The organism is Micromonospora sp. WMMC241 (genome assembly GCF_027460165.1).
In the GTDB taxonomy this organism is placed as follows: Bacteria; Actinomycetota; Actinomycetes; order Mycobacteriales; family Micromonosporaceae; genus Micromonospora; species Micromonospora humi.
Genome location: NZ_JAPZBF010000001.1, coordinates 4,531,113 through 4,555,201, shown reverse-complemented (window position 1 = coordinate 4,555,201; position 24,089 = coordinate 4,531,113). Strand labels below are relative to the sequence as shown.

Here is a 24,089-nt window from a genome sequence, read left to right as displayed (position 1 = left end):
GGCATGTCCGGTCGGCACGGCATGAGCGAGCGCACCGAGCGAAGCGAGGGCCGTGAGGGCATGCCCGGTCGGCACGGCATGAGCGAGCGCACCGAGCGAAGCGAGGCCCGCCCGGCCCGGCGTGGCGCCGGCCGGTTCGCCGGGCCGGCCCTGCGCTACCTGCTGCTGCTGGCGATGGCCGTGCTGCTGGTCGGCCCGTTCCTCTGGCAGCTCTCCACCGCGCTCAAGGGCACCGGCGAGCCGATCTACGGACCGGACACCACGCTGCTGCCGGCCGAGCCGACACTCGGCAACTTCGGCAAGGTGGCCGACGTCATCCCGGTGTGGCGCTACATCGGCAACTCGGCGATCGTCGCGGTCGCCAGCGTGCTCACCAACTGCCTGCTCGGCGCCATGGCCGGCTACGCGCTGGCGCGGATGCGCTTCCGCGGCCGGGGCGCCGTCTTCGCCGCCGTGCTCGCCTCACTCGTGGTGCCGTTCGAGGTGATCATGGTGAACGTCTTCCTCACCGTGCGCAGCCTCGGCCTGGTCGACACCCTGCTCGGCGTGCTGCTGCCCGGCGCCGTCTCCGGACTGTCCATCCTGGTCATGCGGACCGCCTTCCTCGCCCTGCCCAAGGAGACCGAGGAGGCGGCGGCCATCGACGGGGCGGGGGAGTGGGCCCGGTTCTGGCGCGTCGCGCTACCCAGCGTGCGCGGCTCCCTCGCGGTGGTCGGCGTGTTCAGCTTCCTCTTCGCCTGGGACGACTTCCTCTGGCCGCTGATCGTGCTGAAGAACCCCGACAACTTCACCCTCACCGTCGGACTGCAGTATCTCTCCGGCACGTTCACCAACGACCAACGCGTCGTCGCCGCTGGCACGATGATCGCAGTCATTCCGCTGCTCGCCGTCTTCTTCGCCCTGCAGCGGATGTTCTTCCGCGGCATCGGAGAGGGAGGGGTGAAGGGATGACCGCCACCAGTCGGACCGCCTTCAAGCACGAGGCGCTGTACACCGCCCTGCGTACCGAGATCGGCTCGTCGCTGCGGCCGCACGACCCGCTGCCCAGCGAGCGCGAGCTGGTCACCCGGTTCGGGGTCAGTCGGGCCACCGTCCGCCAGGCCGTGGGTCGCCTGGAGGAGGAAGGTCTGGTCTACCGCGCCCAGGGCGCCGGCACGTTCGTGGCCGACCCGGCCACCATCTCCAAGTCGCTCGCCCTGACCTCGTTCAGCGAGGACATGCGCAGCCGCCGACTCAGCCCCGACTCCCGCCTGCTCGACCTCACCGTCGTCCCGGCCGGCGTGGCGGTGGCCCGTGAGCTGTCGCTGTCCCCCGGGGCCGAGGTGGCCCACGTACGCCGGCTCCGGCTGGCCGACGGGCTGCCGATGTGCATCGAGGAGGTCTGGCTGCCCACGCAGCGGGTGGGTGACCTGGACGCCGGTCTGGTCAGCGGTTCCCTCTACGAGGTGCTCGCCGCGCGCGGCGTCCGGCCGGACCACGCCGACCAGGTGATCTCCGCGACCGTGGTCGACGCCGACCAGGCCACGCTGCTCGGCGTGGCGCCGTACTCACCGGCGCTGCGCGTCGACCGGACCACCTACGACGACGGCGGCGTCGCGGTGGAACGCGCGGAGAGCATCTACCGCGCCGACCGCTACGACTTCCGCATCACCGTGACCCGAAGGACGCCGTGACCGCCCCGCTCCTCGCCGCCGTCGACATCGGCGGCACCAAGACCGCCGCCGCGCTGGTGCGCGCCGGTGCCGTCCTGACCCGTACCCAGGCCCCCACGCCGGCCCGCGACGGCGCCGCCGCCGTCCTCGACCGCGCCGCCGCGCTGGTCCGCTCCCTCGGCGCGGACCCGGCCGCGGTCGGTGTCGGCGCCCCCGGTCTGGTCGACCCGACGACCGGCCTGCTCACCGCCGCCACCTCGTCGATCAGCGACTGGTCCCGGGTGGACGTGCCCGGTGCGCTGCGGGACCGGCTCGACCTGCCCGCCACGGTGCTCAACGACGTGCAGGCGTTCACCCTCGGCGAGGCCGCGCACGGCGCAGGCCGCGGCCTGCCCACGGTGATCGGGGTGGCTGTCGGCACCGGGATCGGCGGTGGCGTGCACGCCGCCGGCACGCTGCTCACCGGCCGGACGGGCGCCGCAGGGCACCTCGGCCACCTGCCCGTGCCGCAGGCCGCCGGGCGGCCCTGCCCGTGCGGCGCCACCGGGCACGTCGAGGCGGTGGCCGCCGGGCCGGCCGTCGCCGCCCGCTACAGCGAAAGCACCGGCGAACAGGTCGACCTGCCCGAGGTGGTGCGGCGGGCCCGCGCCGGCGACGACATCGCCGGGGCCGTCCTGGCCGACGCCGGTGCCGCGCTCGGCACCGCCCTCGCCGGACTGGCCAACGTTCTCGACCCGGACCGGATCGTGATCGGCGGCGGCGCCGCCGTACCGGAGCTGGTGGCCGCCGCCGCACCGGCCTTCGCCGCCGCCTGCATGCCGGTGCTCGGCCCGGTGCCGTTCGTCCCGGCCGCGCTCGGCGCGGACGCCGCACTTGTCGGTGCCGCCGAGGCCGCGCTGCGGATGCTCGGCCGGGGCACGGTGACCCGATGATCGACGTCGCCCTCGTGCCGTTGGACGACCGGCCGGTCTGCCGGACGCTGCCGGGCCTGGTCGCCGCGGTAGCCGGCGCACGCGTGCACACCCCGCCGGCCGACCTGCTGCCGGCCCAGCGCCGAGCCGGTGACCCGGACGGCCTGGCGCGGTGGCTCGCCGGTCACCGCGCCGACGCCGCCGTGGTCGCGCTGGAGACGCTCGGCCTCGGCGGGCTGATCGCCTCCCGGCTGCGCGACGACCCGGCCGGCGTCGTGCTGCGCCGCTGGGACGCGCTGGCCGAAGGCCCCGCACCCGTGTACGCCGCGACCGTCGTGCAACGCACCCCGGACGCCGACGACGCCGGCGAGGAACCCGACTACTGGGCGCACCATGGCCGTGCGCTGCACGCGTACTCGGCGGACCTGCACCGCGCCGTCGGCACGCCGGGCCTGCCCGACACCGACGTGCCGGCGCGGATCCGCCGTGACTTCCTGCGTCGACGGCAGCGCAACCACGTGCTCAACCAGGCCGCGCTGGGGCTGGCCGCCGACGGTGTGCTGGACACCCTCGTGGTGGGTGCCGACGACACCGCCGTCGCCGCGGTCGGCACCGCCGAGTGGCAGTGGCTGCGGACCTGGACGTCCTGGCTGGAAATCGGTGACCGGGTGCTGGCCCATCCGGGCGCCGACGAGATCGGCGCCGTGCTGGTGGCCCGCGCGCTCACCGCCGCCGCCGGGCACACCCCGTCGATCGCCGTCGCCTGCGCCGAACCGGACGGTCTGGCGCGGGTGGCCCGCTACGAGCCCGTCGACGTCGGGGCCGGCATCGCCAGCCAGGCCGCCGCGGCCGGAGCCCGCGTCGTCGACCGGGCCCACGCCGACGCGGTGCTCGTGGTCCACCCGCCGCAGCCCGGCGACGCCGACTGGGCCACCGCCCCGCCCGGCGACACCGACCCGGCACCGGCGGCACGCACCGCCGGGCTGGTCCGCCGGCTGCTGGCCGAGGGGCGACCGGTCGCGCTGGCCGACTGCGCGCTCGGTAACGGGGCCGACCCGCGCCTCGTGGCCGACCTGACGGCCGACGGCTCTTACGCCCGGCTGGCCGGCTTCGCCGGCTGGAACACCGCCGGCAACACCGTCGGCAGCGCGCTCGCCACGCTGGTCACCCACCAGGTCGGCCGGGCCGCCGGCACCCTCGACGAGGGCGCCGCGCGGCGGCTGCTGGCGCACCGACTCGTCGACGACCACCTGTGGATGTCGTACGCCCGGCCACGGCTGCGACACGAGCGCGGCACCGACCCGACCCGGCACGACCACGTGCCGGACGCGGAGACCCCGGCGGTCACCGCCCGGATCGAGCAACTGCTGCGCGAACGGTGGCGGCAGCTCGACCCGTTGCCCGGCTGGGCCCTCGCCCCCGGGTCGGTGACGCTGCCCTGGCACCGCACCTACGAGATCGACTTCGCCCTGGAGGAGACCGGTGAGCAGCCCTGAACCGACCCTGACCGCCGACGTGGCCGTGGTCGGCGGCGGACTCGGCGGGGTGGCCGCGGCGCTCGCCGCCGCCCGCGCCGGCGCCACCGTGGTGCTCGTGGAGGAGCTGTCCCGGGTCGGCGGCCAGGTCACCACGCAGGCGCTGCCCGCCCTCGACGAGCACCCGCACATCGAGAGCTTCGGCGCCTCGGCGAGCTACCGGGCGTTCCGGGACACCGTGCGGGCCCACTACGGCGGCACCGCCAACCCCGGCGGCGGTTGGGTGAGCCGGCTCTGCTTCGAGCCGGACGTCGCCCGCCGGGTGCTCGACGCGAGCCTGGCCGAGGCGAAGGTGACGGTGCTGACCGGCCGGGCCGCCGTCACCGTGCGGGCCGAGGCCGGCCGCGTCCGCGACGTCACGTTCACCGACGGCACCGTGCTGGCCGCCGCCGTCTTCTGCGACGCCACCGAACGCGGCGACCTCGCCCCGCTCGCCGGGTTCCCCACCGTCACCGGCTCCGAGGGGCGTGACGCGTACGGCGAGCCGGACGCGGTCCCCGGCGGCCCCGACCCCGCCGCGCAGCAGTCGTTCACCTGGTGCGGGCTGGTCGAGCACCACCCCGGCGCGGACTTCACCGGCCCCGCACCGGCCCGCTACACCGACCTGCGGCACCGGCTCTCCTTCGACATCGCCGGCTGGGACGGCGGCGTGCACCGCTACCGGATGTTCACCGACGGCCCGGACGGCCGACCGCCGTTCTGGACCTACCGGCGGCTGCGCGCCACCGCGCCCGAACTGGCGGTGCTCAACTGGGCGTCCAACGACTGCGCCGGACACGACCCGATCGGCGACCCGGCCGGGGCGGAACGGGCCGGCCGGGAGCTGACCGCCGCGTTCGTGCACTGGCTGCGCACCGAGGCGCCCCGGGAGGACGGCGGCCAGGGCTTTCCCGGCCTGCGTCTCGCCCCGGAGGCGGCCGGCACGCCGGACGGCTTCGCCGAGGCGCCCTACCTGCGCGAGTCGCGGCGCATCGTGGTCGACCGGCCGGTCACCGGCCACGACCTCGCGCCGGTGCCCGGGGAGGTACGCGCCCGCCACCTGCCCGGCTCGCTCGGCGTCACCTGGTACCACGTCGACCTGCACGAACGCACCGGCCACCCGGAACCGGTCTACCGGGAGACCGCGCCGTTCACCGTCCCGGCCGGCGCGCTCGTCCCGCGCGGTGCGGTCAACCTGCTGGCCGCCGCCAAGAACCTCGGCGCCACCCAGGTCGCCGCCGCCGCGTACCGGGTGCACCACGGCGAGTGGGCGGTCGGCGAGGCGGCCGGCGCGCTCGCCGCGCGGGCGGCCCTGGACCGTCGCGCGGTCGGCGCGGTCCACGACGACCCCGCGTTCCTGCTCGCCGTGCAGCGTGACCTGGTCGCCGCCGGCGTCCCGTTGGCCTGGATCGCCGACGTGCCCACCGGTGATCCCCGGTTCGCCGCGGTGCACCTGGCCGCCGCCCACGGCGCCCTGGCCGGCGAACGGGCCGCCGACCTGGCCGTCGAACCCGACCGACCCGCCGGACCGCGGGACCTGGCGGCGCTACGCGCGGCCGCCCGGACGCTGGGCGCCGACCCGTCCACGGTCGACCCCGATCGCGCCCTGGGCGCACTGATGGAGGACCTCACCCGATGACGGTGCTTGACACGATCCACGGCCGGCTGGTCGTCTCCTGCCAGGCGGACCCCGGTGAACCGCTCGACGACCCGGCGCACATGGTGGCGCTGGCCCGCTCCGCGCTGCACGGCGGCGCCGCCGGAATCCGGGCGCAGGGCCTGCGCGACCTGCGTGCGCTGCGCGCGGCCCTGCCCGACACCCCGCTGATCGGGCTGATCAAGCACGGCGACAGCGGCGTCTACATCACCCCGACCCTCGCGCACGCCGACGCGGTCGCCGCCACCGGCGTGCAGATCGTCGCGCTCGACGGCACCCGCCGGCCCCGCCCGGACCGGCTCACGCTCGCCGAGACGGTGACCGAGCTGCGGCGGCGTCACCCGCGGGTGCTGGTGATGGCCGACGTGGCCGACGTCGCCGACGCCCACGACGCGGTGACCGCCGGCGCGGACCTGGTCGGCACCACGCTCTCCGGCTACACCGGCGGCGCGGTGCCGCACGATCCCGACCTGGAGTTGATCGCCACGCTGGCCGGAACGCTGCCGGTGCCGGTCGTCGCCGAGGGCCGGATCAACACCCCGGACGAGGCCGCCGCCGCCCTTCGCCACGGCGCGCACGCGGTCGTGGTGGGTACCGCCATCACCCGTCCCGCCGTGGTCACCGCCCGCTTCGCCGCCGCGCTCGTCACCGACCGGGAGATGTCATGACCGTGCACGTCGTCAGCCACACCCACTGGGACCGCGAGTGGTACCGGCCGATGGAGTCGTTCCGCGCCCGGCTGGCCGAGCTGGTCGCCCGCGTCTGCGACCAGCTCGACGCGGGCGAGCTGGGCCGCTTCCACCTCGACGGGCAGACCGTCACCGCGCTGGACGCGCTCGCCGTCCGGCCCGACCTCGCCGACCGGATCCGCTCGCACGCGGCAGCGGGACGCCTGCACGTCGGGCCGTGGCACGTGCTCGCCGACAACCAGCTCGTCTCCGGTGAGAACCTGATCCGCAACCTGCTCACCGCCCGCCGGATCGCCGCCGGCCTCGGGCTGACCCTCGCCCAGGTGGGCTACTGCCCGGACGCCTTCGGTCACCCCGCCGACCTGCCCCGGGTGCTGCGCGGCTTCGGCCTGGACACCGCGCTGGTCTGGCGGGGCGCGCCGCCGCACCTGGCCCGGTTCCGCTGGCGCTCCCCGGACGGTGCCGAGGTGCTCGCGGTCAACCAGGGCTACTACGAGCCGGAGGTGCTCTGGGAGGCGGCCTCCGCGGCGGATCGGCTCCGCGCGTTCCGGGACAAGCAGGCCGGCCGGGACGCCGTCGGCCCGTACCTGCTGCTCAACGGCGGTGACCACCTCGCACCGCGCGCGTTGCCCGCCGGGCTCGCCGACGGGGTGGCGGTGGAGAGCACGCTGGCCGACTACTTCGACGCGGTCCGCGACACGGTGCCGGTCGACGAGGTGGTCACCGGGGAGCTGCGGTATCCGGGGGACTGGCTCACCTTCGTCCTCGCCGGCACGCTGTCCGCCCGGCTGTACCTCAAGCAGGCCAACGCCGCCACCGAGACGTTGCTGGAGGCCTGGGCGGAGCCGTTGACCGTACGCGCCGGGCGCACCGACTCGGTCGGGCTGCTCCGGCACGCCTGGGACCAACTGCTGCAGAACGCGCCGCACGACTCCATCTGCGGCTGCTCCGTCGACGAGGTGCACCGCGAGAACGAGGTGCGCTTCGCCCGCGCCCGACAGGCCGGCGAGCACCTGGTCGAGCGGGCCTTGCTCGACCTCGGGCTGGACACCCGGCTCGCCGGTGACCCGGTGACCGACGCCGCCGCGCTGGTCGTGGTCAACCCGCACGCCGCCCCGGTGGGCGCGCCGGTCGAGGTGGATGTGCACACGGCGCCCGGGCACACCGTCACCGGGCTGCTCGACGCCGCCGGCGAGCCGGTCGCGTACGAGCTGCGCGAGACCGAGCCGACGCCGCTGTTCTGCGCCGACCTGGACATCCTCCCGGACACTCGGGACACGTTGCGGCACCGCATCGCGTTCGTCGCCGACGCGCCGGCCGGCGGCTGGACCGGCTACACCGCCACGGTCGCCGCCGGGGCGCCGGCCGCCGGGCCCGCCGGCGCCCCGGGCCGCACCGTCACCCGCGGCGACTGGACGTTGGCCGTCGCCGACGACGCCTCGTTCACCCTGACCGACGCGGCCAGCGGCCGTACCCTGTCCGGGCTGGGGCGCCTCGTCGACTCCGGCGATGCCGGGGACACCTACACCTACGACCCGCCGCGACGGGACGAGACGGTCACGCCGGTGCTGCGCGAGGCGTGGGTGCACGACAGCGCCGCCGCCTCCCGCATCGTCGTCCGCGCCGACCTCGACGTCCCGGCCGGCCTCACCGCCGACCGCGCGGCCCGAAGCACCGAGCGGACGGTGCTGCCGCTGACCGTCACCGCCACCATCTGGGCCGGGGTTCCGGAGCTGGACTGGCGGCTGGAGTTCGACAACACCGCCGACGACCACCGTCTACAGGCCCACTTCCCGACCGACGCGCCGGCGGCGAGCTGGACCGCCGACACCCACTTCAGCCTGCTCGCCCGGCCGCTCAAGGCGCCGCTGGGCCCGCTGCCCGACGAGCGCGGTCACGAGGCCGACGCCGGCGTCGCCCCGGTCCGTTCGCTGGCCACCCTGCCCGGTCTGGCGGTCCTCGCACCCGGGCTGCCCGAGGTGCAGGGCATCGCCGGCGAGCGGCCGTCGCTGGCCGTCACGGTGCTGCGCGCGGTCGGCTGGCTGTCCCGGCCGGACCTGCGGGCCCGCACGGCCGGCGCCGGCCCGCAACTGCCCACGCCCGAGGCGCAGTGCCGGCGCCGGATCACCGCTGCCGTCGGCGTACGCCTCGACGACGACGAGGTGGCGGTGACCGCGGCGGCGGCCCGTCGGCGGGCGCCACTGCGAGCCTGGCAGTTGCGCCCCGGCACGGCGGCGCCGGCCCCGACGGCCGGGCTGCGGGTGGAGGGGGCGCAGGTGTCGGCCCACAAGCTCGCCGAGGACGGCGACGGCGCGGTGCTGCGGCTGGTGAACCCGACCGCCGCCGAGGTGGTGGCCACGCTGTCCGGGCTCGACGGCCGACTCATCGAGTGCGACCTCGCCGAGCAGCCGGTCGGCGGAGCGGTGCCGGGTGACCGGATCCCGCTCGGCCCGTTCGCGACCCGGAGCTTCCGCGTCACCGCGGCGACCCGGGCCTCAGCGTAGAGCGGCAGCGGCCTGGGCCACCAGCCACTCCTCCGACCGCTGGTAGGTCCAGCCGTTGTCGTCGAGCAGGGTGAAGTAGCCGGAGTATCCGAAGTAGAACCAGAGGATGTCGGTGGCTTCCGCGACGTCCATCCCGTCCCGGAGGCCACCGACGTCGCGGAGCCGGCCGGCGACGGCTTCCACGGCGTCGCGGTAGCGCTTCGTGGCCACCCGCAGGGCCGCGGCGACCTCGGGGTGGTGCGGTGCGGTCGTCAACGTCAGCCGCATGATGTCGCCGTACGTCTCGCGCATGGCCCGGACCGTGGCCGCCGTGTCCCGCAGGATCTCGTCCGGGTCGGTGAGGGTTTCCTGCCGGGAGAGGGTCTGCGCCACGATCGGCGCCTGGCTCCACAGGTCGACGAGCGTCCGGATCAGCCCCTGCTTGCCGCCGGTCACCGCGTACACCGTGGCCGGCGCCACGCGGGCCTCCGCGGCGATGTCCTCGATCTTCGTCGCGAAGTATCCGTTGCGGGCGAAGAGTGAGCGCGCCGCGTCGATGATGGCGGCCCGGGTGGCCGCGGCGTACTCGGCCCGGCGGTTTCTGGGCGGTTCGGTCATGGTCGGGTGAGCATAGCCTCCGCCATTCGCCAGAGTTGGTCTCTGACGAATGGGTGGATACTCTGGCGACATGAGTGACAGGCTGACGTCGGGACCGTGGTACGAGGCAGCTCGGACGATCTGGAACGGCGCGGTGTCCCGCCGTCCACTCGCCGTTCTTCGATGCGCCGGCGCGGCCGACGTCCAGGCGGCGGTGCGGACCGCCCGGGAGGAGGGTCTTCCGCTGTCGGTGCGCGGTGGTGGGCACGACTGGGCCGGTCGTGCGCTCGTCGACGGTGGACTGACGCTCGATCTGAGCCCGATGCGGCAGGTGAGCGTCGACCCGGCCACCGCGGTCGCCACCGTGGCGGGCGGCGCCACCTCGGCCGACGTGGCCGCGGCCGCGCAGCGGGCCGGCCTGGTCGCGGTGACCGGGACGGCCGGTTCGGTCGGGATGGCCGGCCTGACGCTCGGCGGCGGGTACGGGCCGCTGAGCGGCCGGTTCGGCCTCGCCGCCGACAACCTGCTGTCGGCCGACGTGGTGCTCGCCGACGGCACGCTGGTCACCGCCGACGAGGAGCACGATCCCGAGTTGCTCTGGGCGCTGCGTGGCGGTGGCGGCAACTTCGGCGTGGTCACCACGATGCGGATCCGGTTGCACGCGGTGCCGGCGATCCTGGCCGGGATGATCATGTTCCGGTTCGACGTCCTGCCCGACCTGGAGGAGTCGCTGCTGCGCGGGCCGGACGAGCTGACCGTGCAGGCCGGCTTCGTCACCGCGCCGACCGGCGAGTCGGCACTCTTCGCCGCGCCGACCTGGTGCGGGGACCCCGAGGTGGGGATGAAGGCGCTGCACCGGCTCACCGAACTCGGCGAGCCGCTGGCGGCGCAGGTCGGTCCGACCACGATGACCGACCAGCTCGCGCAGATCGACGCGATGTTCCCGGCCGGGCGGCACGTCGAGATCGGGTCGCGCACGGTCACCGGACTCGATGCCGGTGTCCAGGAGATCCTGCTCGACGCCGCGAACGCCAAGACCTCGCCGCTCTCCGCGATCTCGCTGCACAGCCTGCACGGGGCGGCCGCCCGCGTCCCCGCCGACGCCACCGCGTTCCGCAACCGGACGCCGCACCTCATGGTCGAGACCATCGCGGTCTGGGAACCGGGGGACCCCGCTGAAGATCAACACCGTGCCTGGGTACGGGGAACCGACCGGCTTCCGGGCGGCTATCCCAACCTGCTCGGTCCGGAGGACACCGCGCGTACCGCCGCCGCCTTCGGGCCGAACGGCGAGCGCCTGCTGGCCGCCAAGAAGCGGTACGACCCGGACCTCGTGTTCCACGCCCCGGGCGCGCAGTGAGCTGGAGCACCCGGGAGATCGCCCAACTCGCCGGCACCACGCTGCGGGCGGTACGTCACTACCACGACGTCGGCCTGCTCGCGGAGCCGCAGCGGCGTAGCAACGGGTACAAGCAGTACGGGGTGGCGCACCTCGTCCGGATCCTGCGGATCAGGCGCCTGACGGAGTTGGGGTTCTCGCTGACGCAGATCGCGGCCATGCCGGACACCGACGACCAGCCCGTCGAGGCGCTGCGCACGCTCGACGCCGAGCTCGCCGCCACCATCGAACGACTCCAACGGGCGCGCCTCGAACTCGGCGTCATCCTGCGGCAGCCCACACCGGCGGAACTACCACCCGGCTTCGCCGCACCCGGTGTCGTGTCGACGATGCCGCCCGCCGACCGTTCGTTCATCGTCGTGCTGACCCGGGTCCTCGGTGCCGAGACCATGCGGGCCTGGGCGGACATGCTGCGCAAGCCCGTCACCGACCCGGTCGCCGAGCGGTTCGACACGCTACCCGAGGACGCCGACGAGCAGACCCGGGCCGAGGTGGCCCGGGACCTGGCCCCCTTCGTGCGGGCGCTGTACGCGGAGAACCCCGGCGTCGGGATCACGAACGCCGGCACCCGGTACAGCGCGCGCTACGTCCAGCAGGCCGTGGGCAAGGCGTTGGCGGACCTCTACAACCCCGCGCAGCTGGACGTCCTGCGGCGCACCAACCGACTGCTGTCCGAACCGCACGACCAGTCGTCCGTGGCCCGCCCACCGGAGAGGAAGATCCGATGACGGCCCGCCCCGGGCGCTGCCGGGTGGACCAACGCTCCCGCGTCCCGGTCACCGACGAGGAACGGGGAGCGCCGCCCGGCGCAGCGCAGGCTCAGTGGTCGCCCGACGCCTGATCCTGCCGCCGGCCCGGGTCCAACGCGAGGCGCTGCGAGATTCGGACGTACAACATGCCCATGCAGCCGCTGAGGGTCGCGATGACGATCGCCTTGGTGACCGGGCTGCCCGCGACGATGTCCGCCACGACGAGCAGGGACACCATGAACGCGGCCAAGCCGAGCGCGGCGTAGACCCTGTCCTGCGCCTTTTCCCACCGGCGCATGGTGCGGCTGCGCTGTCGGTCGACGCTGCGGGTCTCGATGAACAGTGCGATCAACAGGACGGGGACCACCTGTACCGCACCCTCGTAGAGGATCATGTTCGTGCCTTTCCGGGTCGATGGTCGCGATGTGCGGTGACGGGTCGGGGCCCCGCGTCCGGTCGGCTGCCGGCCGCGATGAGGCGTCGGGTGCTGCGCCGGAAGCTCCACACGACGACCAGCGCGGCCAGTACGGTGAGCGGGATGCCCATAACGATCCGGGCGAGGCCCAGCCCGCCGGTGCTGTCGGTCAGATAGAGCCACTGCTGGATCGCGAATCGCGAGCCGAACACCGACGCCGCGGCGAGGGTCGCAAGATCGTGTGCCGTGCGGGCGGCTCGGTCGGATCGCCACGCGTGCGTTCCGCCGTGCAGGACGTTCCAGAGGACACCGGTCAGCGGCCGACGAGCCAGCACCGACCCGAACGTGACGACGAACCCGCCCAGCGAGGCCCAGATCCCGATCACGAAGAAGTCCCGCGCGGAGCCGGTCCAGGCGACGATCCCGGCGGCCACCGCCACGCCGAGCATGCTGCCGACAGCGGAGACGAGGCGCTCGCCGCGCAGCAGCCGAACGATGAACAAGGCCAGCCCGGTCGCGACCGCGACGCCGACCGCGACCGTCAGCGGAAGGAATGCGTTCGCCGTCACGAACACGATCACCGGGACCGTCGAATGGACGAACCCGGCGACGCCGCCCATCCGGTCCAGCACTGTGGGTTCGGCTGGCTTCGCGTCTGGTTCTGCCTCGTTCCGCATCCGAGCAATTAGCGGGTGTGCCGCAGCGGCACACTCAAGCCCACACCGCACGGGGTGGCCGGTCTCACGGGCGCCCGGCGGCGGGTCGGCACGTCGGCTGCCGCAGGATCGCGGCCAGTTCCTCGCGGATCCGTTGCTGGCGCTTGATGCTGGCCGGCCGGTTCGGCGTCGAGGGCGCGGAACGTACGTCCCGCGCCCTCGACCGAACTGCTCCCGGGGGCAGTCGACGTCAGCCGCGCCGGCAGTTCCGGTCGCCGGCCGGCATCGCGCCGTCGACCAGGTACGACGTGGTGACGTTGAGCGCGCAGGCGTTGCCGCCGAGCACGTAGACGCCGTGCCCGCTCCCGTCCACGGTCACCAGCCGGGAGCGCTTGTCGAACTTCTCCCGCAGCAGCTTGCCGCCGGCGAGCGGGGTGACCGGGTCGTGCCGGTTCTGCAGGATCAGCACGTTGCGCGGCCCCCTGTCGTTCACCGCCACCGGCGGCCCGGCCGGGTCGTGCGTCCAGAAGGCGCAGGGGGTGATGTTGGCGCTGGCCGCGCCGAACAGCGGGAACCGCTTCCGGTCCTGCGCGACGGCCCGCCGGTAGGTGTCCACGTCCTCCGGCCACTCGACGTCGTTGCAGGTGACGGCGAGGAACACGGTGAGCGCGTTGTCCTGCGGGTTGGGTGCCGCTGCCGCCTTCGCCTGCGGTGCCTCACCGGGGTTCAGGTAGGTCTGCCAGAGCCGCGCGAGGTTGGCGTACTGGATCTCGTTGTAGAGCGAGCCGAAGGTGACCTGCCGGAAGAGGGGACCGGTCATCCCGTCGGGGGCGGGATTCTCGTCGAGCCGTTCGGCGAGGGTGAGGTAGGTCCGGCGGACCTGCTGCGGCGTGCGGCCCAGACCGTAGGACTCGTGCCGCGCCGCCGCCCACTTCGCGAAGTCGGGGAACGTCTGCTCCATGCCGAGCGCGAACCGGCGCAGTCCGGCCCGGTCGAGGTGGGTGTCGCCGACGATGCTGTCCAGCACCACCCGGTCGGTGGTGGCCGGGAACATCGAGGCGTACGCGGCGCCGAGTGCCGAGCCGTAGGACGCCCCGTAGAAGCTGGCCTTCTCCTCGCCGAGCGCGGCGCGGATCCGGTCCAGGTCGCGAGCCATGTTCGCGGTACTCAGGTGCCGCAGCCGTCCCTCGGTGTCGTTGGCCGCGCACCGCTCGGCGACGTCCTCGGCGATCTCCGCCTGCCGGGTGACGGCCGCGTCGTCGGGCGCGTACGGCGGGATGTTGGCCCAGTAGGCGTCGTCGGCGGTGAAGCCGCAGCTCACCGGCGTCGAGTGCCCGACACCCCGGGTGTCCATGCCGATCAGGTCGTAGGCGTCCGTGACGCCGGTCGGCAGCCCCTTCGAGACCAGGAAGGCCGGCTGGTCCAGGCCGGTGCCGCCCGGCCCGCCCGGGTTGAACATCAGCACGCCACGTCGCTTCTCCGGCTTCGTGCTGGCGATCCGCGACACCATGATCTCGATCTGGGTGCCGTCCGGGTCGTCGTAGTCCAACGGAACCGGCACCTTGGCGCACTGCACCGGCAGCTGCACCGTCGGCGGCACCACCACGTCCTTCGGGCACGCCGTCCACTGTGGACCCGCCGCGGACCTCGGCGCCGCCGACTCCTCGGCCATCGCCGGAATCACCGTGACCAGGGCGCCGGCCAACCCCAGCGTCCCCACCAGGGCCACACCACGTCTTCGCAACATGCGCTCTCCCGTTCCGGCCCGCCCTTCGGCGGGCTCGCCCCCATCCGAACCCGTGCCCTCGCGGCACAGTCAAACGGGCGCCGGGTCTGCTGCGGATCTTCCTCGAGGACGGTCGGCAAGATCACACGCGCGCGGAGTTGAGTGTGCCGCTACGGCCGGGTGTCTCGTCGAGAACGCAAAACCGGAGACCGGATCGGAGACTTCCATGACCTTGTTCGACCCGGGTCCGCCGGTGGACTCGTCCGCCCCGCCCGCTCCCCGGCGCGCCACCGCCCGGGTCGGCGCCGCTGCCGGGGCGGCGACGGTGCTCGCGCTGGTCGCGGCCTGCACCGGCACCCCGAACTCGGCGGAGTCCGAGCCACAGCCGTCCGCCGCCGGGCTGGAGGTCTTCTACGGGCAGAAACTGTCGTTCGGCTCGTGTGCGGGTTACGGCACCACGCCCGGGCAGGAGAAGCTCTACGTCGCCCCCTTCGAGTGCGCCCGGCTGAAGGTGCCGCTGGACTACCGGAACCCGAAGGGTCGGACCATCCAGGTCGCGGTACTCCGGCTCCCCGCCCAGGGTGACCCCGGGCAGCGCATCGGATCACTGGTGCTCAACCCGGGCGGCCCGGGCGGTTCGGGCCTGGCCCAGGCGACGAGCTTCAGCGCCGCGCACGCGAAGAGCCCGCTGCTGCAACGCTTCGACGTGGTGGGGTTCGATCCGCGCGGGGTCGGGTCGTCGACGCCCGCGATCAGCTGCTTCACCGACGCCGAACGCGATCGTGGCGAGGACCGGACGACGCTGCTGGCGTCGTCGGGGGAGTGGAGCGAGGAGGACACCCGGCGCCTGGCGGAGCGCTGCGCGAAGGGCTCGGGCGGGGCGGACATCCTGGCCGCGGTCGGCACCCGGAACACCGCACGCGACATGGACGTCCTGCGCTCGGCGCTGGGCGACGAGAAGTTGACCTACGCGGGACAGAGCTACGGCACCCGACTCGGCGCGGTCTACGCCGAGATGTTCGGCGAGAACGTGCGGGCGCTGGTGCTGGACGGCGTGACGGACCCCACCCTGGAGAACCCGCAGCGGCGGCTCACCCAGCAGGCCGGCTTCCAGCAGAACTTCGAGAAACTGGCCGCCACCTGCGCCGCCGGCAAGGACTGCCCGCTGGGCACCGACCCGGCCCGGGCCACGGAAGCCTTCCAGAAGCTGGTCCGGCCACTGATCGACAAGCCCGTCCCGGCCGGAAAGGGGCGCACGTTGAACTTCAACCAGGCCACCGGCGGCGTCACCGCCGGCCTCTACTACCCCGAGGCCTGGCCCACGCTCATCAAGGGCCTCGCCCAGCTCAAGCAGGGCGACGGAGCGCAGATCCTGAAGGTCGGCGAGGTGTTCGGCGGTCGGGACCCCTCCGGCGTGTGGGACAACTTCCTCGAGGCCAACCTCGCGATCAACTGCAACGACGAGGTACGCCGCACGCCCGAGGAGGAAGCCCGGCTGCGCGCCGACATCGCCAGGACCAGCCCGTTCGTCGCCACCGGCAGGAACGTCGAGGGAGTCAGCCGGGACGCGTGCGAATCCTGGCCCGGCGAGCCCAGCCTCGGCATCCCCTACGCGCAGGACGTCGAGGGCCTGCCCGACACCCTGATCATCTCCGTCACCGGGGACCCGGCCACCCCCTACGCCGCCGGGAAGGTCCTGGCCGACGAGATCGGCGGCACCGTCCTCACCGTCGAGGGCGCGCGGCACACCGTCGCGCAGGAGAGGGTCAGTCCCTGCGTCGACGCCGCCTTCACCGCCTACCTCATCGAGGTGAAGGTGCCCGCCGAAGACCGACACTGTCGACTCTGACCCCCGCCCGCCGGCGGCGGCCATGCCGGATCGGCATGAACATCGCGACGTCTGTCTTCGACCGTGCGCGGGATCCCTGCCAGGGTCGAGTCATGTCCGGCCGGCGCCGTCCGGCGCCGGCCCGACGCATCCCGAGGGAGAGCGATCATGGATCTTGTAGCACACCGCCTGGTGGCCGCGGCGGCAGTGGTGTCCCTGGCCGCCTGCGGCCCCGCCGAGGCCGCCGGAGAGCGGACGCCCGACCGTGCGGCGCCGGCCCTCTCGTCGTCCGCCCCCGACCGGGACCACGAGTTCCGGCGGCTGGAGCAGGAGTTCGACGCGCGGCTGGGGGTCTACGCCGTCGACACCGGCACCGGTCGGACCATGGGGTACCGGGCCGACGAGCGGTTCGCGTACGCCTCGACGTTCAAGGCCCTCGCCGCCGCGGAGATCCTCGACGAGACCACCGACGCCGAGCTGGACAAGGTGGTGCGGTACTCGGCGGACGACCTGGTGACCTACTCGCCGATCACCGAGCAGCACGTCGGCGAGGGGATGACGCTGCGCGCGATCGCCGACGCGGCCGTGCGGTACAGCGACAACACCGCCGGCAACCTGATGTTGCGCCGGCTCGGCGGGCCGCAGAAGTTCGAGAAGGAGCTGCGCGAGGTCGGGGACAAGGTCACCGATCCGGCGCGCTGGGAGACCGACCTCAACGAGGCCCGGCCGGGTGACCGGCGGGACACCAGCACGCCACGGGCGCTGGCCGGGTCCCTACGGGCGTACGCCGTCGGCGACGCCCTCGAAGCCGCGGACCGCGACGTCCTCAACGGCTGGCTGCGGGGCAACACCACCGGCGCCGAGCTGATCCGCGCCGGCGTTCCCGACGGCTGGGTCGTCGGGGACAAGACCGGCTCCGGCGGATACGGCACCCGCAACGACATCGCGGTGATCTGGCCGCCGGACCGCGCGCCGATCGTCCTCGCGGTGCTCTCCAGCCGCGACGAGAAGGACGCCGAATACGACAACGCCCTCATCGCCCGGGCGACCGAGGTCGCGCTCGCCGGATGGTGACGCCGGCCCGCTTCCGAAGGCGTGACCCCGCCGGCCCGACGCACCACGTGGATCGAGGTCGAGCAGAATGCGCAAGCCCTTGACCAATCCGCGGACTAACCCCACCAGGGCAGGGTGCCCGTCCGCAGATGGTCGTGCAGGGAGCGGGCGACCTGCGCCATCGTCGCCTCGCTGCCGGGTTGGGCGGCGGCGGGTACCCGGGAGGCGGTGAGCGCGGCCACCGCGTACGACTGCCCGTCGGCGTGCTCCACCACGCCCACCTCGTGGCGCAGGTGCAACAGCGTGCCGGTCTTCGACGACCAGCGGGACGCGTCCGAGGTGAAGTCCGGCGCCAGCCGCTGCCGGTGCAGGTTGTCGCCCATCAGGGCGCGTACCCGCGCGGCGGTGACCTGCTGGATCGTCGAGGGCCGCCAGAGGGCGTGCAGCAGGTCGACGAACGCCCGGGCGGACCCGGTGTTGGCACGGGTGACATCGAGTTGGGCGACCGGGTGGCCCTGCCCGGGGGTTTCCGCGCCGATGGCGAGGGAGTGGGCCAGGTGCGCGTCGTCGGGGTCGAGGCGTTCGGCCGGCGTGTCGGAGAGGTCGCCGGCCCGATGCCGGACGGCGATCCCGTCGATGCGCAGTCGCCGCAGCTCGGCGGCGACCGCGGCCGGCGGGACGAGGTCGAACAGGGCGTCGGCGGCGACCGAGTCGCTGATGCAGGTGCTCAGGTAGAGCAGGTCGTCCACGGCGACCCGGGCGGGGTGGCGGAAGCGGCTCAGCCCGGTCGGGCCCGGCGTGGTGAGCCGGCCGGGCGCGACCTCGACCTGCCTCGTCGGGTCGAGTTCCCCGCGCGCGATCCGTTCTGCCACGGCGACCGCCAGCGGCACCTTCACCAGTGACGCCGACGGATACGGGGTGTCCGCGTCGAAGCCGATCTCCGCGCCGGTGTCGAGGTCGCGGACCAGGAAGGCGCCGTGCAGTCCCGCCTCGTCGAGCAGGTCGCGCGCGTTGCGGACGACCGCGGTGGCGCTCACGCCGGATCTCCCGGCGAGGGGGCGCCCGACGGGGGCCCCACGGCCGGCTCCGGCTGGTCGGGCGCGCCCAGGCATCGTGCGACGTCGGCGTGCAGGACCGTGCCGAGCGGCTCGTGGTCCTCGCGTACGCCGGCGGCGAGGTCGTAGCCCCGCAGGAGGCGCGGGCCGGCGAGGGGGCACCAGTGCAGTCCGAACTCCTCGGCCTGCCGACGGGAGCAGAGCAGCAGGTCGGGGGAGCCGAGGGCCGTCGCCGCGGCGTCCACCAGGGACGGCGCGACGCTCACCTGGGCCGGCGCCAGGCCGGCCGACTGACCGGCCCGGGTCAGTGGGTCCCGCAGGTGCGCGACGTCGTCCTCCGGTTGGATCAGGATTCGCCGGCGTGCCTGCGTGCGGGCCCGGCCGCTGCGCAACGTCTCCAGGTACACCGTCGGCGCCGGAAACGGGGTCCGGGCGGCCAGCCCCAACGGCACCCGCCAGGCCGCGGTCGCTTCCGGAACGGCCACGATCCCGGCACCGACCTCCAGGGTCCGGCAGAGCCGGACCCGCTCCGCCGGGCCGGCCGGCCGTACCTCCAGGTGGATCCGCTGCCGTCGGGCCGCGACGACCAGGGCGGCGAGGCGGTGCGGCGGACAGATCTCGGGTACGGCGAACCGCAACGGCCGTAACCGGCCCCGCTCGGCGTCGTCGACCATCGCGTCGGCGAGGTCGACCAGCCGCCGCGCCGACGGCAGCATGTCCTGCCCGAACGAGGTCAACCGGACCGCCCGGGACGACCTGTCGACCAGCCGCCCTCCGAAATGTTCCTCCAGGGCGGCGACGCGGCGACTGGCGACCGACTGGGGGATGCCCGCGGCGGCGGCGCCGGAGGTGAAGCTGCCGTGGCCGCTGACCGCGACGAAGGCCCGGCAGGCGGCGACCACATCCACCCACCGAACCTATACCCGGGGCGGAGGGACGAAAGGGTTCGGCGGCACGGACGAGGATCACACGGACGTGGGCTTGAGTGTGCCGCTACGGCCGGGTGTGTCATCGACGGCGAAACGTGTAGGACGACGTGAAGGACACCATGCGCCACTCCTCAGCACACCCGGTCGTGCGCCCGCTGGGGGCGTTCGAGCACATCATCGACCTTTACATCAGCCGCAACCCCGTACAGTTCTCGCTCGCCGTCGAACTCGCCTCGCCCGTCTCGGCGTGGCAGCTGGAGCGCGCGCTCGTGCGGTTGCAGCAGACGCACCCGCTTCTCGCCGTCGGCATCGACCGCACCGACGATCGCCCGACCTTCCGGGAGGCGACCGAGCCCATCGAGGTACGCCCGTTCCACGGGGGCGACTGGCGCGACGCGGCGGCGCTGGAGCAGACGCGTCCCGTCGATCCCGATCGGGGTCCGCTGGCGCGCGCGACGCTCGTGAGCGACGCACCCGGTGACGCGGGAACCGCCGTCCTGCTGACGTTCTCCCATCAGATCAGCGACGGACGCGGCGCGCTGCGCGCGGCACACGATCTCCTCGCGATCCTCGACGCGCGGACGCCCCCGTCCCGGCCGGTGCCCCTCGACCAGGAGAGCCTGCTCGCGCGGCTACCCGAGGCGGAGCGGCCGGCCGATCACGACCCGGGCGCCGCGGCGGAGCCGACAGCCGCCGCCACGATCCGTCCGTTCGACGCCACGGCACCGCACATCGAGGTCGCCGAACTCGACCCCGCGGCGACCGAACACCTTCGCTCCACCGCCCGCGCCCACGCGTCGACCGTCCAGGGGGCGCTCTGCGCCGCCGCCGCCCAGGCGCTCGCCGCGCGCACCGGGGCCGAGCGCGTCCGCATCAACGTTCCCATCGACCTCCGCTCCGCGCTGGGTCTCGAGGACGACGTCGTGAACCGCTTCACGGCGACGACCGTGGTGCTGCGGGCACCCGCGCACGGCACGCTCTGGTCACTCGCGCGGGACGCGACGACGCAACTGCGCGCGGCGCGCGACACCGCGCGCGACGCGGCGCTGATGCTGGCGTCGCTCGACCCCGCCGGCGCCGTGGAGGCCGAGGCGGCGATGCTCGCGGCCACCACCGCCGATCTGGAGATCACCAATCTGGGTACGTCCGAGCCCGGCACGTCGTCCGCGGTCGCGATCTGGGGACCGACGATGACGACGCAGGTCCGCGACGAGCGGATTCTCGGTGTCGTCACGCACGCCGGGTCGCTCCGGATGGTGTTGACGACGCACAGCGCCACGAGGGGCCTTCTCGCTGACATCGCCGCCCGCCTCACCCGACTGCGGGTTTCGGGAGCCGAGGGCTAGGTCTTCCGTCTCAGGTAGGAGGTTCACACGTGGCGTTCGAAGGACTGCGCAACCGTCACGCGGCATGGCGGGTACGCCCGGGCAACGGGCAACCGCTGCCGCGCTTCCGCTGGTGGCAGCTGCTGAGCAGGTCGGTGCGCACGCTGACGCTGCGGGCACCGGACGGCACCACGCCGACCTACGCGGTCGACGTCCGTCAGTTGGGTGATCGCGACGACGGCGCGGTCCGCGCGCGGCTCTACCTCGACGGCGCGCTTGTTTCGCTCTCGACGATGCCGGCTCGCTTCCCCGTGCCGGGTGGTCACATCGAGGTCGCCGTCGGCGCGTACGGCCTACGACGCTGCCACTACGTGCGGGCCGACGGCACCGCGACGCAGTTGGTGCCCCACCCGACCTCCGCCGAGGGGCGACGCGCCCGCCTGCACCGCACCCGCCCGGGCCTGAGTCGCCTCGTCGGCGCCGTCTCGACCCTGCTCGTGCTCGTCGGGATCTGCGTGGCCGTGCCCCAACTCGTCGAGACGATCTCGCACGCTCCGCCCGTGGCGGACGCGCTCGGGACCTTCGATCTCCCGGTGCGCGTCCCGCCCGTGGTGAACCTCGCCGCCGGCCTCGCGGCGGTCGCGGGCAGCGCCGAGCGTGCTCTGCGACTGCGTTCGAACTGGCTCGACTCCCTCGCGAGCTGACCACCAGAAAGGCGTCGCCTTCCCAGGGGCACCGCGGCGACGGCCAGCTCGGCCCGGGAGAGCGGCAGTTCGACCGGCGCTACCGGGTCCCGTCCTGAGCGGCCGCGCCGACGAGACGTTCGGCCATCGTCCGTGCCGCGCTGAGCAGGTGGTGGTGCCGGTCGACGCCCCGGTGGGCCACCCCGCCTTCCAGCAGCAGGAACAGGTGGTCCGCCGTCGCGTCGGGGTCGTCGACCTCACCCTGGAGGAGTTCCGCGAGCCGTCGGCGTACGGCCTGCTTGTGTGCCCGGACGACGCGGTGGGCGGGATGCCCGGCCGGTAGCTCACCCGAGGCGTTCAGGAACGCGCATCCGCGGTCCGTCGCCAGCGGGTCGTCGAGGTACGCGTCGAAGACCGCCAGGACCCTCGGGGCCGGGGCCTCGGCGATGCGCTGTTCGAGCCGGCCCCACCAGGCCTCGTGCCGAGCCTGGAGATACACGGTGACCAGCTTCTCCTTGGAGCCGAACCGGTCGTAGAGCGTGCGCTTGGTGAGGCCCGACTCGGCGGCGATGGTGTCCACCCCGACCGCGTGGATGCCCCGGCGGTAGAACAGCTCCGAGGCGACCTCGAGGATGCGCCGCGCCCCCGGGGTCAGCGCCGGCACCCGCAGGATCTCCTCGCGCGTCATTCGGTGCTCCCTCGTCGGCGGACAACTTCACAGTTCAGTGTACCGTGGTCGAATGTCGGTACACAGACCTGTAAAGTCGGAGACGCTCGGGCTGGCCTGCGCAGGCCTGTCGTTGATCGCGGTCTGCTACGGCCTCGCCCGCTTCGCGTACGGTCTGTTCGTCCCGGTCTTCCGGGCCGAGTTCGGCCTCGACGCCGCCGCCACCGGCGCGATCGCCTCCAGCGCCTACGTCTCCTACTGCCTGGCGATCGTCGCCGCCACGGTCCTCACGCCGCGCCTGGGCGGTCGGGCCCTCGCGGTGCTGGCCGGGTGCGCCGCCACGACCGGCACGCTGCTGATCGCCGTCGCACCGAACGCCACCGTGCTCACGGCGGGAGTGATCGTGGCCGGGTCCAGCACCGGGGTGGCGTCCCCGCCGCTGGCGCACGCCGTCGCGCGCGCCGTCGCGGCGCCGGTCCGGAACCGGACGCAGACGGTCGTCAACGCCGGAACCGGCGTCGGTGTCGCCGTCGCCGGGCCGATCGCCCTGCTCACGTACGGGCAGTGGCGGACCGGGTGGTTCGTCTTCGCGGTCGTGTGCGCGGCGGTCACCGGGTGGGTGGCCCGGGCCGTGCCCGCCGCGCGATCCGCCGGTGGGCCGGCCGCGCCGCTGCCGAGGCCGCTGCTGCCCGCCGGGAGCGGACGGCTGGTGGCCGCCGCCGCGCTGACCGGCGTGGCGAGCGCGGCGACCTGGACCTTCGGTCGCGACCTGCTGGTCACCGTCGGCGGGATGAACCAGCGGCCCGCCACGCTCGCCTGGGTGCTGCTCGGCGCCCTGGGCGTGCTCGGCGCGGTCGCCGGTGACCTGGCCGGGCGGGTCGGCATCGGCGGGGCGTGGCTGCTGACCACGTCGGTACTGGCGGCGGCCACCGGTCTGCTGGCCGCCGTCCCCGGCGAGCCGGCCGTCGCGAGTGTCGCGGCGGGCGCGTTCGGGGCCGCGTACATCGCGCTCACCGGGCTGCTGCTGATCTGGGGAACCCGCGTCTACCCGCGCACGCCCGCCGCCGGTGTCGGCGTCGCGTTCCTGGTCCTGGCGCTGGGACAGGCCGCCGGCGCGTCCCTGGTCGGCGCCGCGGCGGAGGCGGTCGGCCTGCGGTCGGCCTTCGCGGTCGCGGCGCTGGTGGCCGCGCTCGGCGCCGCCCTGCGCCCGCACCCGAGGTGAACCGTTCCCCGTTTCCACGGACAAGAACCCGACCGGTTGCTCAGGACCGCACGGCGCGCTCCCGGAGCAGCCGGTGCTCCACCCGGACCAGCCGCAGGAACGCCACCAGCCCCACCCCGCCGACCACGTTGCCCAGCACCGACCAGCCCAACGCGCCGAGCCAGTCCAGATAGCCGAACGGGGCGTGCCCGGTCACCAGCGCGCTGAACATGAGAATCGAGTCCAGGACGCTGTGGAACAGCTGCCCGCCGGCGAGCAGCGCGCCGAACAACAGGGCCGGCACCAGTTGCACCCCGAGGCTCTCGGTGGCGTGCTGCATCCGGGTCATCAGCGTGATCACCATGCCGGCGAGCACCGCCAGGACGAACGAGCGCGGGTTGATGCCCAGGTCGGCGTAGAAGCGGCCGGACTCGATCGCGGTCTCGCGCAACTGGGGCAGGCCTGTGATGATCAGCCAGGCGACCAACCAGCCGCTGACCAGGTTGCCCACCAGGGTGACCGCCCAGAGCCGCAGCAGCGATCCGAGCGAGTTGCGTCGGGCGACCACCGCGGTGACGGGTACCAGGAAGTTCTCGGTGAACAGTTCGCTGCGGGCCAGCAGCAGTGCCACGAAACCGATGCTGAACGCGAGCCCGGCCAGCAGCGGCTGCCCGGTGGCGTGCTCGACCAGCAGGTACGCCAGGACCCCGGTGCCCACGTCGATGCCGCCGAGCAGCGCGGTGGCGACCAGCGCCGGCCACGGCCGGGCCAGGCGCGTGTCGCCCTCCTCCACCAGCCGGTCGAACGCCTCCTCGAGTTCCGGCTCCGGCCGCTCGGGGGTGGCCTGCTCGGCACGGTCGGCGGTGCGACGCTGCTCGCTCATCGTCCTGCCGTACCCCG

The 24,089-nt window shown here is 74.2% G+C and carries 22 protein-coding genes; 14 read left to right on the top strand and 8 right to left on the bottom strand.

Going from position 1 to position 24,089, the window contains the following annotated elements:
• Positions 1-60: 60 nt before the first annotated feature.
• Genes O7598_RS20475 through O7598_RS20445 form a run of 7 tightly spaced genes read left to right on the top strand, consistent with a single transcriptional unit; the run spans position 61 to position 8,927 of the window.
• Positions 61-951, top strand: coding sequence for a carbohydrate ABC transporter permease (locus O7598_RS20475; protein ID WP_442929933.1), 891 nt, complete (start codon positions 61-63; stop codon positions 949-951).
• Positions 948-1,673 (top strand): GntR family transcriptional regulator, encoded by a 726-nt coding sequence (locus tag O7598_RS20470; protein ID WP_269692938.1) that lies wholly within the window; start codon positions 948-950, stop codon positions 1,671-1,673. The genes O7598_RS20475 and O7598_RS20470 overlap by 4 nt, the downstream gene beginning before the upstream one ends.
• Positions 1,670-2,584 carry an ROK family protein gene (locus O7598_RS20465; protein ID WP_269692937.1) on the top strand — a complete coding sequence of 305 codons (915 nt, stop codon included), beginning with the start codon at positions 1,670-1,672 and terminating at the stop codon, positions 2,582-2,584. Before O7598_RS20470 ends, O7598_RS20465 begins: the two co-directional genes overlap by 4 nt.
• Positions 2,581-4,059, top strand: coding sequence for a DUF4127 family protein (locus tag O7598_RS20460; RefSeq protein ID WP_269692936.1), 1,479 nt, complete (start codon positions 2,581-2,583; stop codon positions 4,057-4,059). Before O7598_RS20465 ends, O7598_RS20460 begins: the two co-directional genes overlap by 4 nt.
• Entirely contained in the window at positions 4,046-5,716 is a 1,671-nt protein-coding gene (locus O7598_RS20455; RefSeq protein ID WP_269692935.1) for an FAD-dependent oxidoreductase, read from the top strand. Before O7598_RS20460 ends, O7598_RS20455 begins: the two co-directional genes overlap by 14 nt.
• Positions 5,713-6,402: an N-acetylmannosamine-6-phosphate 2-epimerase gene (locus O7598_RS20450; protein WP_269692934.1), complete on the top strand. Its 690-nt coding sequence runs from the start codon at positions 5,713-5,715 to the stop codon at positions 6,400-6,402. Before O7598_RS20455 ends, O7598_RS20450 begins: the two co-directional genes overlap by 4 nt.
• Positions 6,399-8,927 (top strand): hypothetical protein, encoded by a 2,529-nt coding sequence (locus O7598_RS20445; RefSeq protein WP_269692933.1) that lies wholly within the window; start codon positions 6,399-6,401, stop codon positions 8,925-8,927. Before O7598_RS20450 ends, O7598_RS20445 begins: the two co-directional genes overlap by 4 nt.
• Here O7598_RS20445 and O7598_RS20440 read toward each other — a convergent pair.
• On the bottom strand, positions 8,919-9,524 hold the full coding sequence (locus O7598_RS20440) for a TetR/AcrR family transcriptional regulator (RefSeq protein ID WP_269692932.1): 606 nt from the start codon (positions 9,522-9,524) through the stop codon (positions 8,919-8,921). The two genes, O7598_RS20445 and O7598_RS20440, sit on opposite strands and share 9 nt — an antisense overlap.
• 70 nt (positions 9,525-9,594) lie before the next feature.
• Between O7598_RS20440 and O7598_RS20435 the strand changes: the two genes are divergently transcribed.
• Together O7598_RS20435 and O7598_RS20430 are read left to right on the top strand one after the other, a co-directional pair.
• Positions 9,595-10,863 carry an FAD-dependent oxidoreductase gene (locus tag O7598_RS20435; protein ID WP_269692931.1) on the top strand — a complete coding sequence of 423 codons (1,269 nt, stop codon included), beginning with the start codon at positions 9,595-9,597 and terminating at the stop codon, positions 10,861-10,863.
• Positions 10,860-11,630 (top strand): MerR family transcriptional regulator, encoded by a 771-nt coding sequence (locus O7598_RS20430; protein ID WP_269692930.1) that lies wholly within the window; start codon positions 10,860-10,862, stop codon positions 11,628-11,630. Before O7598_RS20435 ends, O7598_RS20430 begins: the two co-directional genes overlap by 4 nt.
• A gap of 91 nt (positions 11,631-11,721) precedes the next feature.
• On the opposite strand, the gene O7598_RS20425 is transcribed toward O7598_RS20430, so the two are convergent.
• The 3 genes from O7598_RS20425 to O7598_RS20415 all read right to left on the bottom strand — a co-directional run bounded on the left by O7598_RS20425 (position 11,722) and on the right by O7598_RS20415 (position 14,469).
• Positions 11,722-12,045 (bottom strand): hypothetical protein, encoded by a 324-nt coding sequence (locus O7598_RS20425; RefSeq protein ID WP_269692929.1) that lies wholly within the window; start codon positions 12,043-12,045, stop codon positions 11,722-11,724.
• Positions 12,042-12,686, bottom strand: a complete 645-nt coding sequence (locus O7598_RS20420) for a DUF3159 domain-containing protein (RefSeq protein WP_269692928.1) — start codon at positions 12,684-12,686, stop codon at positions 12,042-12,044. Before O7598_RS20420 ends, O7598_RS20425 begins: the two co-directional genes overlap by 4 nt.
• Before the next feature lie 286 nt (positions 12,687-12,972).
• Positions 12,973-14,469 (bottom strand): alpha/beta hydrolase, encoded by a 1,497-nt coding sequence (locus O7598_RS20415; RefSeq protein WP_269692927.1) that lies wholly within the window; start codon positions 14,467-14,469, stop codon positions 12,973-12,975.
• Positions 14,470-14,674: 205 nt separating this feature from the next.
• Here O7598_RS20415 and O7598_RS20410 point away from each other — a divergent pair, with 205 nt between their 5' ends.
• Together O7598_RS20410 and bla are read left to right on the top strand one after the other, a co-directional pair.
• Positions 14,675-16,297 carry an alpha/beta hydrolase gene (locus O7598_RS20410; protein ID WP_269692926.1) on the top strand — a complete coding sequence of 541 codons (1,623 nt, stop codon included), beginning with the start codon at positions 14,675-14,677 and terminating at the stop codon, positions 16,295-16,297.
• Between the two features lie 147 nt (positions 16,298-16,444).
• Positions 16,445-17,350, top strand: coding sequence for a class A beta-lactamase (gene bla, locus O7598_RS20405; protein ID WP_269692925.1), 906 nt, complete (start codon positions 16,445-16,447; stop codon positions 17,348-17,350).
• 95 nt (positions 17,351-17,445) lie between these two features.
• On the opposite strand, the gene O7598_RS20400 is transcribed toward bla, so the two are convergent.
• Both O7598_RS20400 and O7598_RS20395 read right to left on the bottom strand, forming a co-directional pair.
• Entirely contained in the window at positions 17,446-18,366 is a 921-nt protein-coding gene (locus O7598_RS20400; protein WP_269692924.1) for a serine hydrolase, read from the bottom strand.
• Positions 18,363-19,292 (bottom strand): LysR family transcriptional regulator, encoded by a 930-nt coding sequence (locus tag O7598_RS20395; protein ID WP_269692923.1) that lies wholly within the window; start codon positions 19,290-19,292, stop codon positions 18,363-18,365. Before O7598_RS20395 ends, O7598_RS20400 begins: the two co-directional genes overlap by 4 nt.
• Before the next feature lie 128 nt (positions 19,293-19,420).
• Here O7598_RS20395 and O7598_RS20390 point away from each other — a divergent pair, with 128 nt between their 5' ends.
• Positions 19,421-20,659, top strand: a complete 1,239-nt coding sequence (locus O7598_RS20390) for a phthiocerol/phthiodiolone dimycocerosyl transferase family protein (RefSeq protein ID WP_269692922.1) — start codon at positions 19,421-19,423, stop codon at positions 20,657-20,659.
• 29 nt (positions 20,660-20,688) lie between these two features.
• Positions 20,689-21,342 carry a hypothetical protein gene (locus O7598_RS20385; RefSeq protein WP_269692921.1) on the top strand — a complete coding sequence of 218 codons (654 nt, stop codon included), beginning with the start codon at positions 20,689-20,691 and terminating at the stop codon, positions 21,340-21,342.
• Positions 21,343-21,421: 79 nt separating this feature from the next.
• Here O7598_RS20385 and O7598_RS20380 read toward each other — a convergent pair whose 3' ends face one another.
• Positions 21,422-22,009 (bottom strand): TetR/AcrR family transcriptional regulator, encoded by a 588-nt coding sequence (locus O7598_RS20380; protein ID WP_269692920.1) that lies wholly within the window; start codon positions 22,007-22,009, stop codon positions 21,422-21,424.
• A gap of 52 nt (positions 22,010-22,061) precedes the next feature.
• Between O7598_RS20380 and O7598_RS20375 the strand changes: the two genes are divergently transcribed.
• Positions 22,062-23,210 carry an MFS transporter gene (locus O7598_RS20375; protein WP_269692919.1) on the top strand — a complete coding sequence of 383 codons (1,149 nt, stop codon included), beginning with the start codon at positions 22,062-22,064 and terminating at the stop codon, positions 23,208-23,210.
• A gap of 40 nt (positions 23,211-23,250) precedes the next feature.
• Here O7598_RS20375 and O7598_RS20370 read toward each other — a convergent pair whose 3' ends face one another.
• Complete coding sequence (locus O7598_RS20370; protein ID WP_269692918.1) at positions 23,251-24,072, bottom strand: formate/nitrite transporter family protein; 822 nt, start codon at positions 24,070-24,072, stop codon at positions 23,251-23,253.
• Positions 24,073-24,089: the final 17 nt, after the last annotated feature.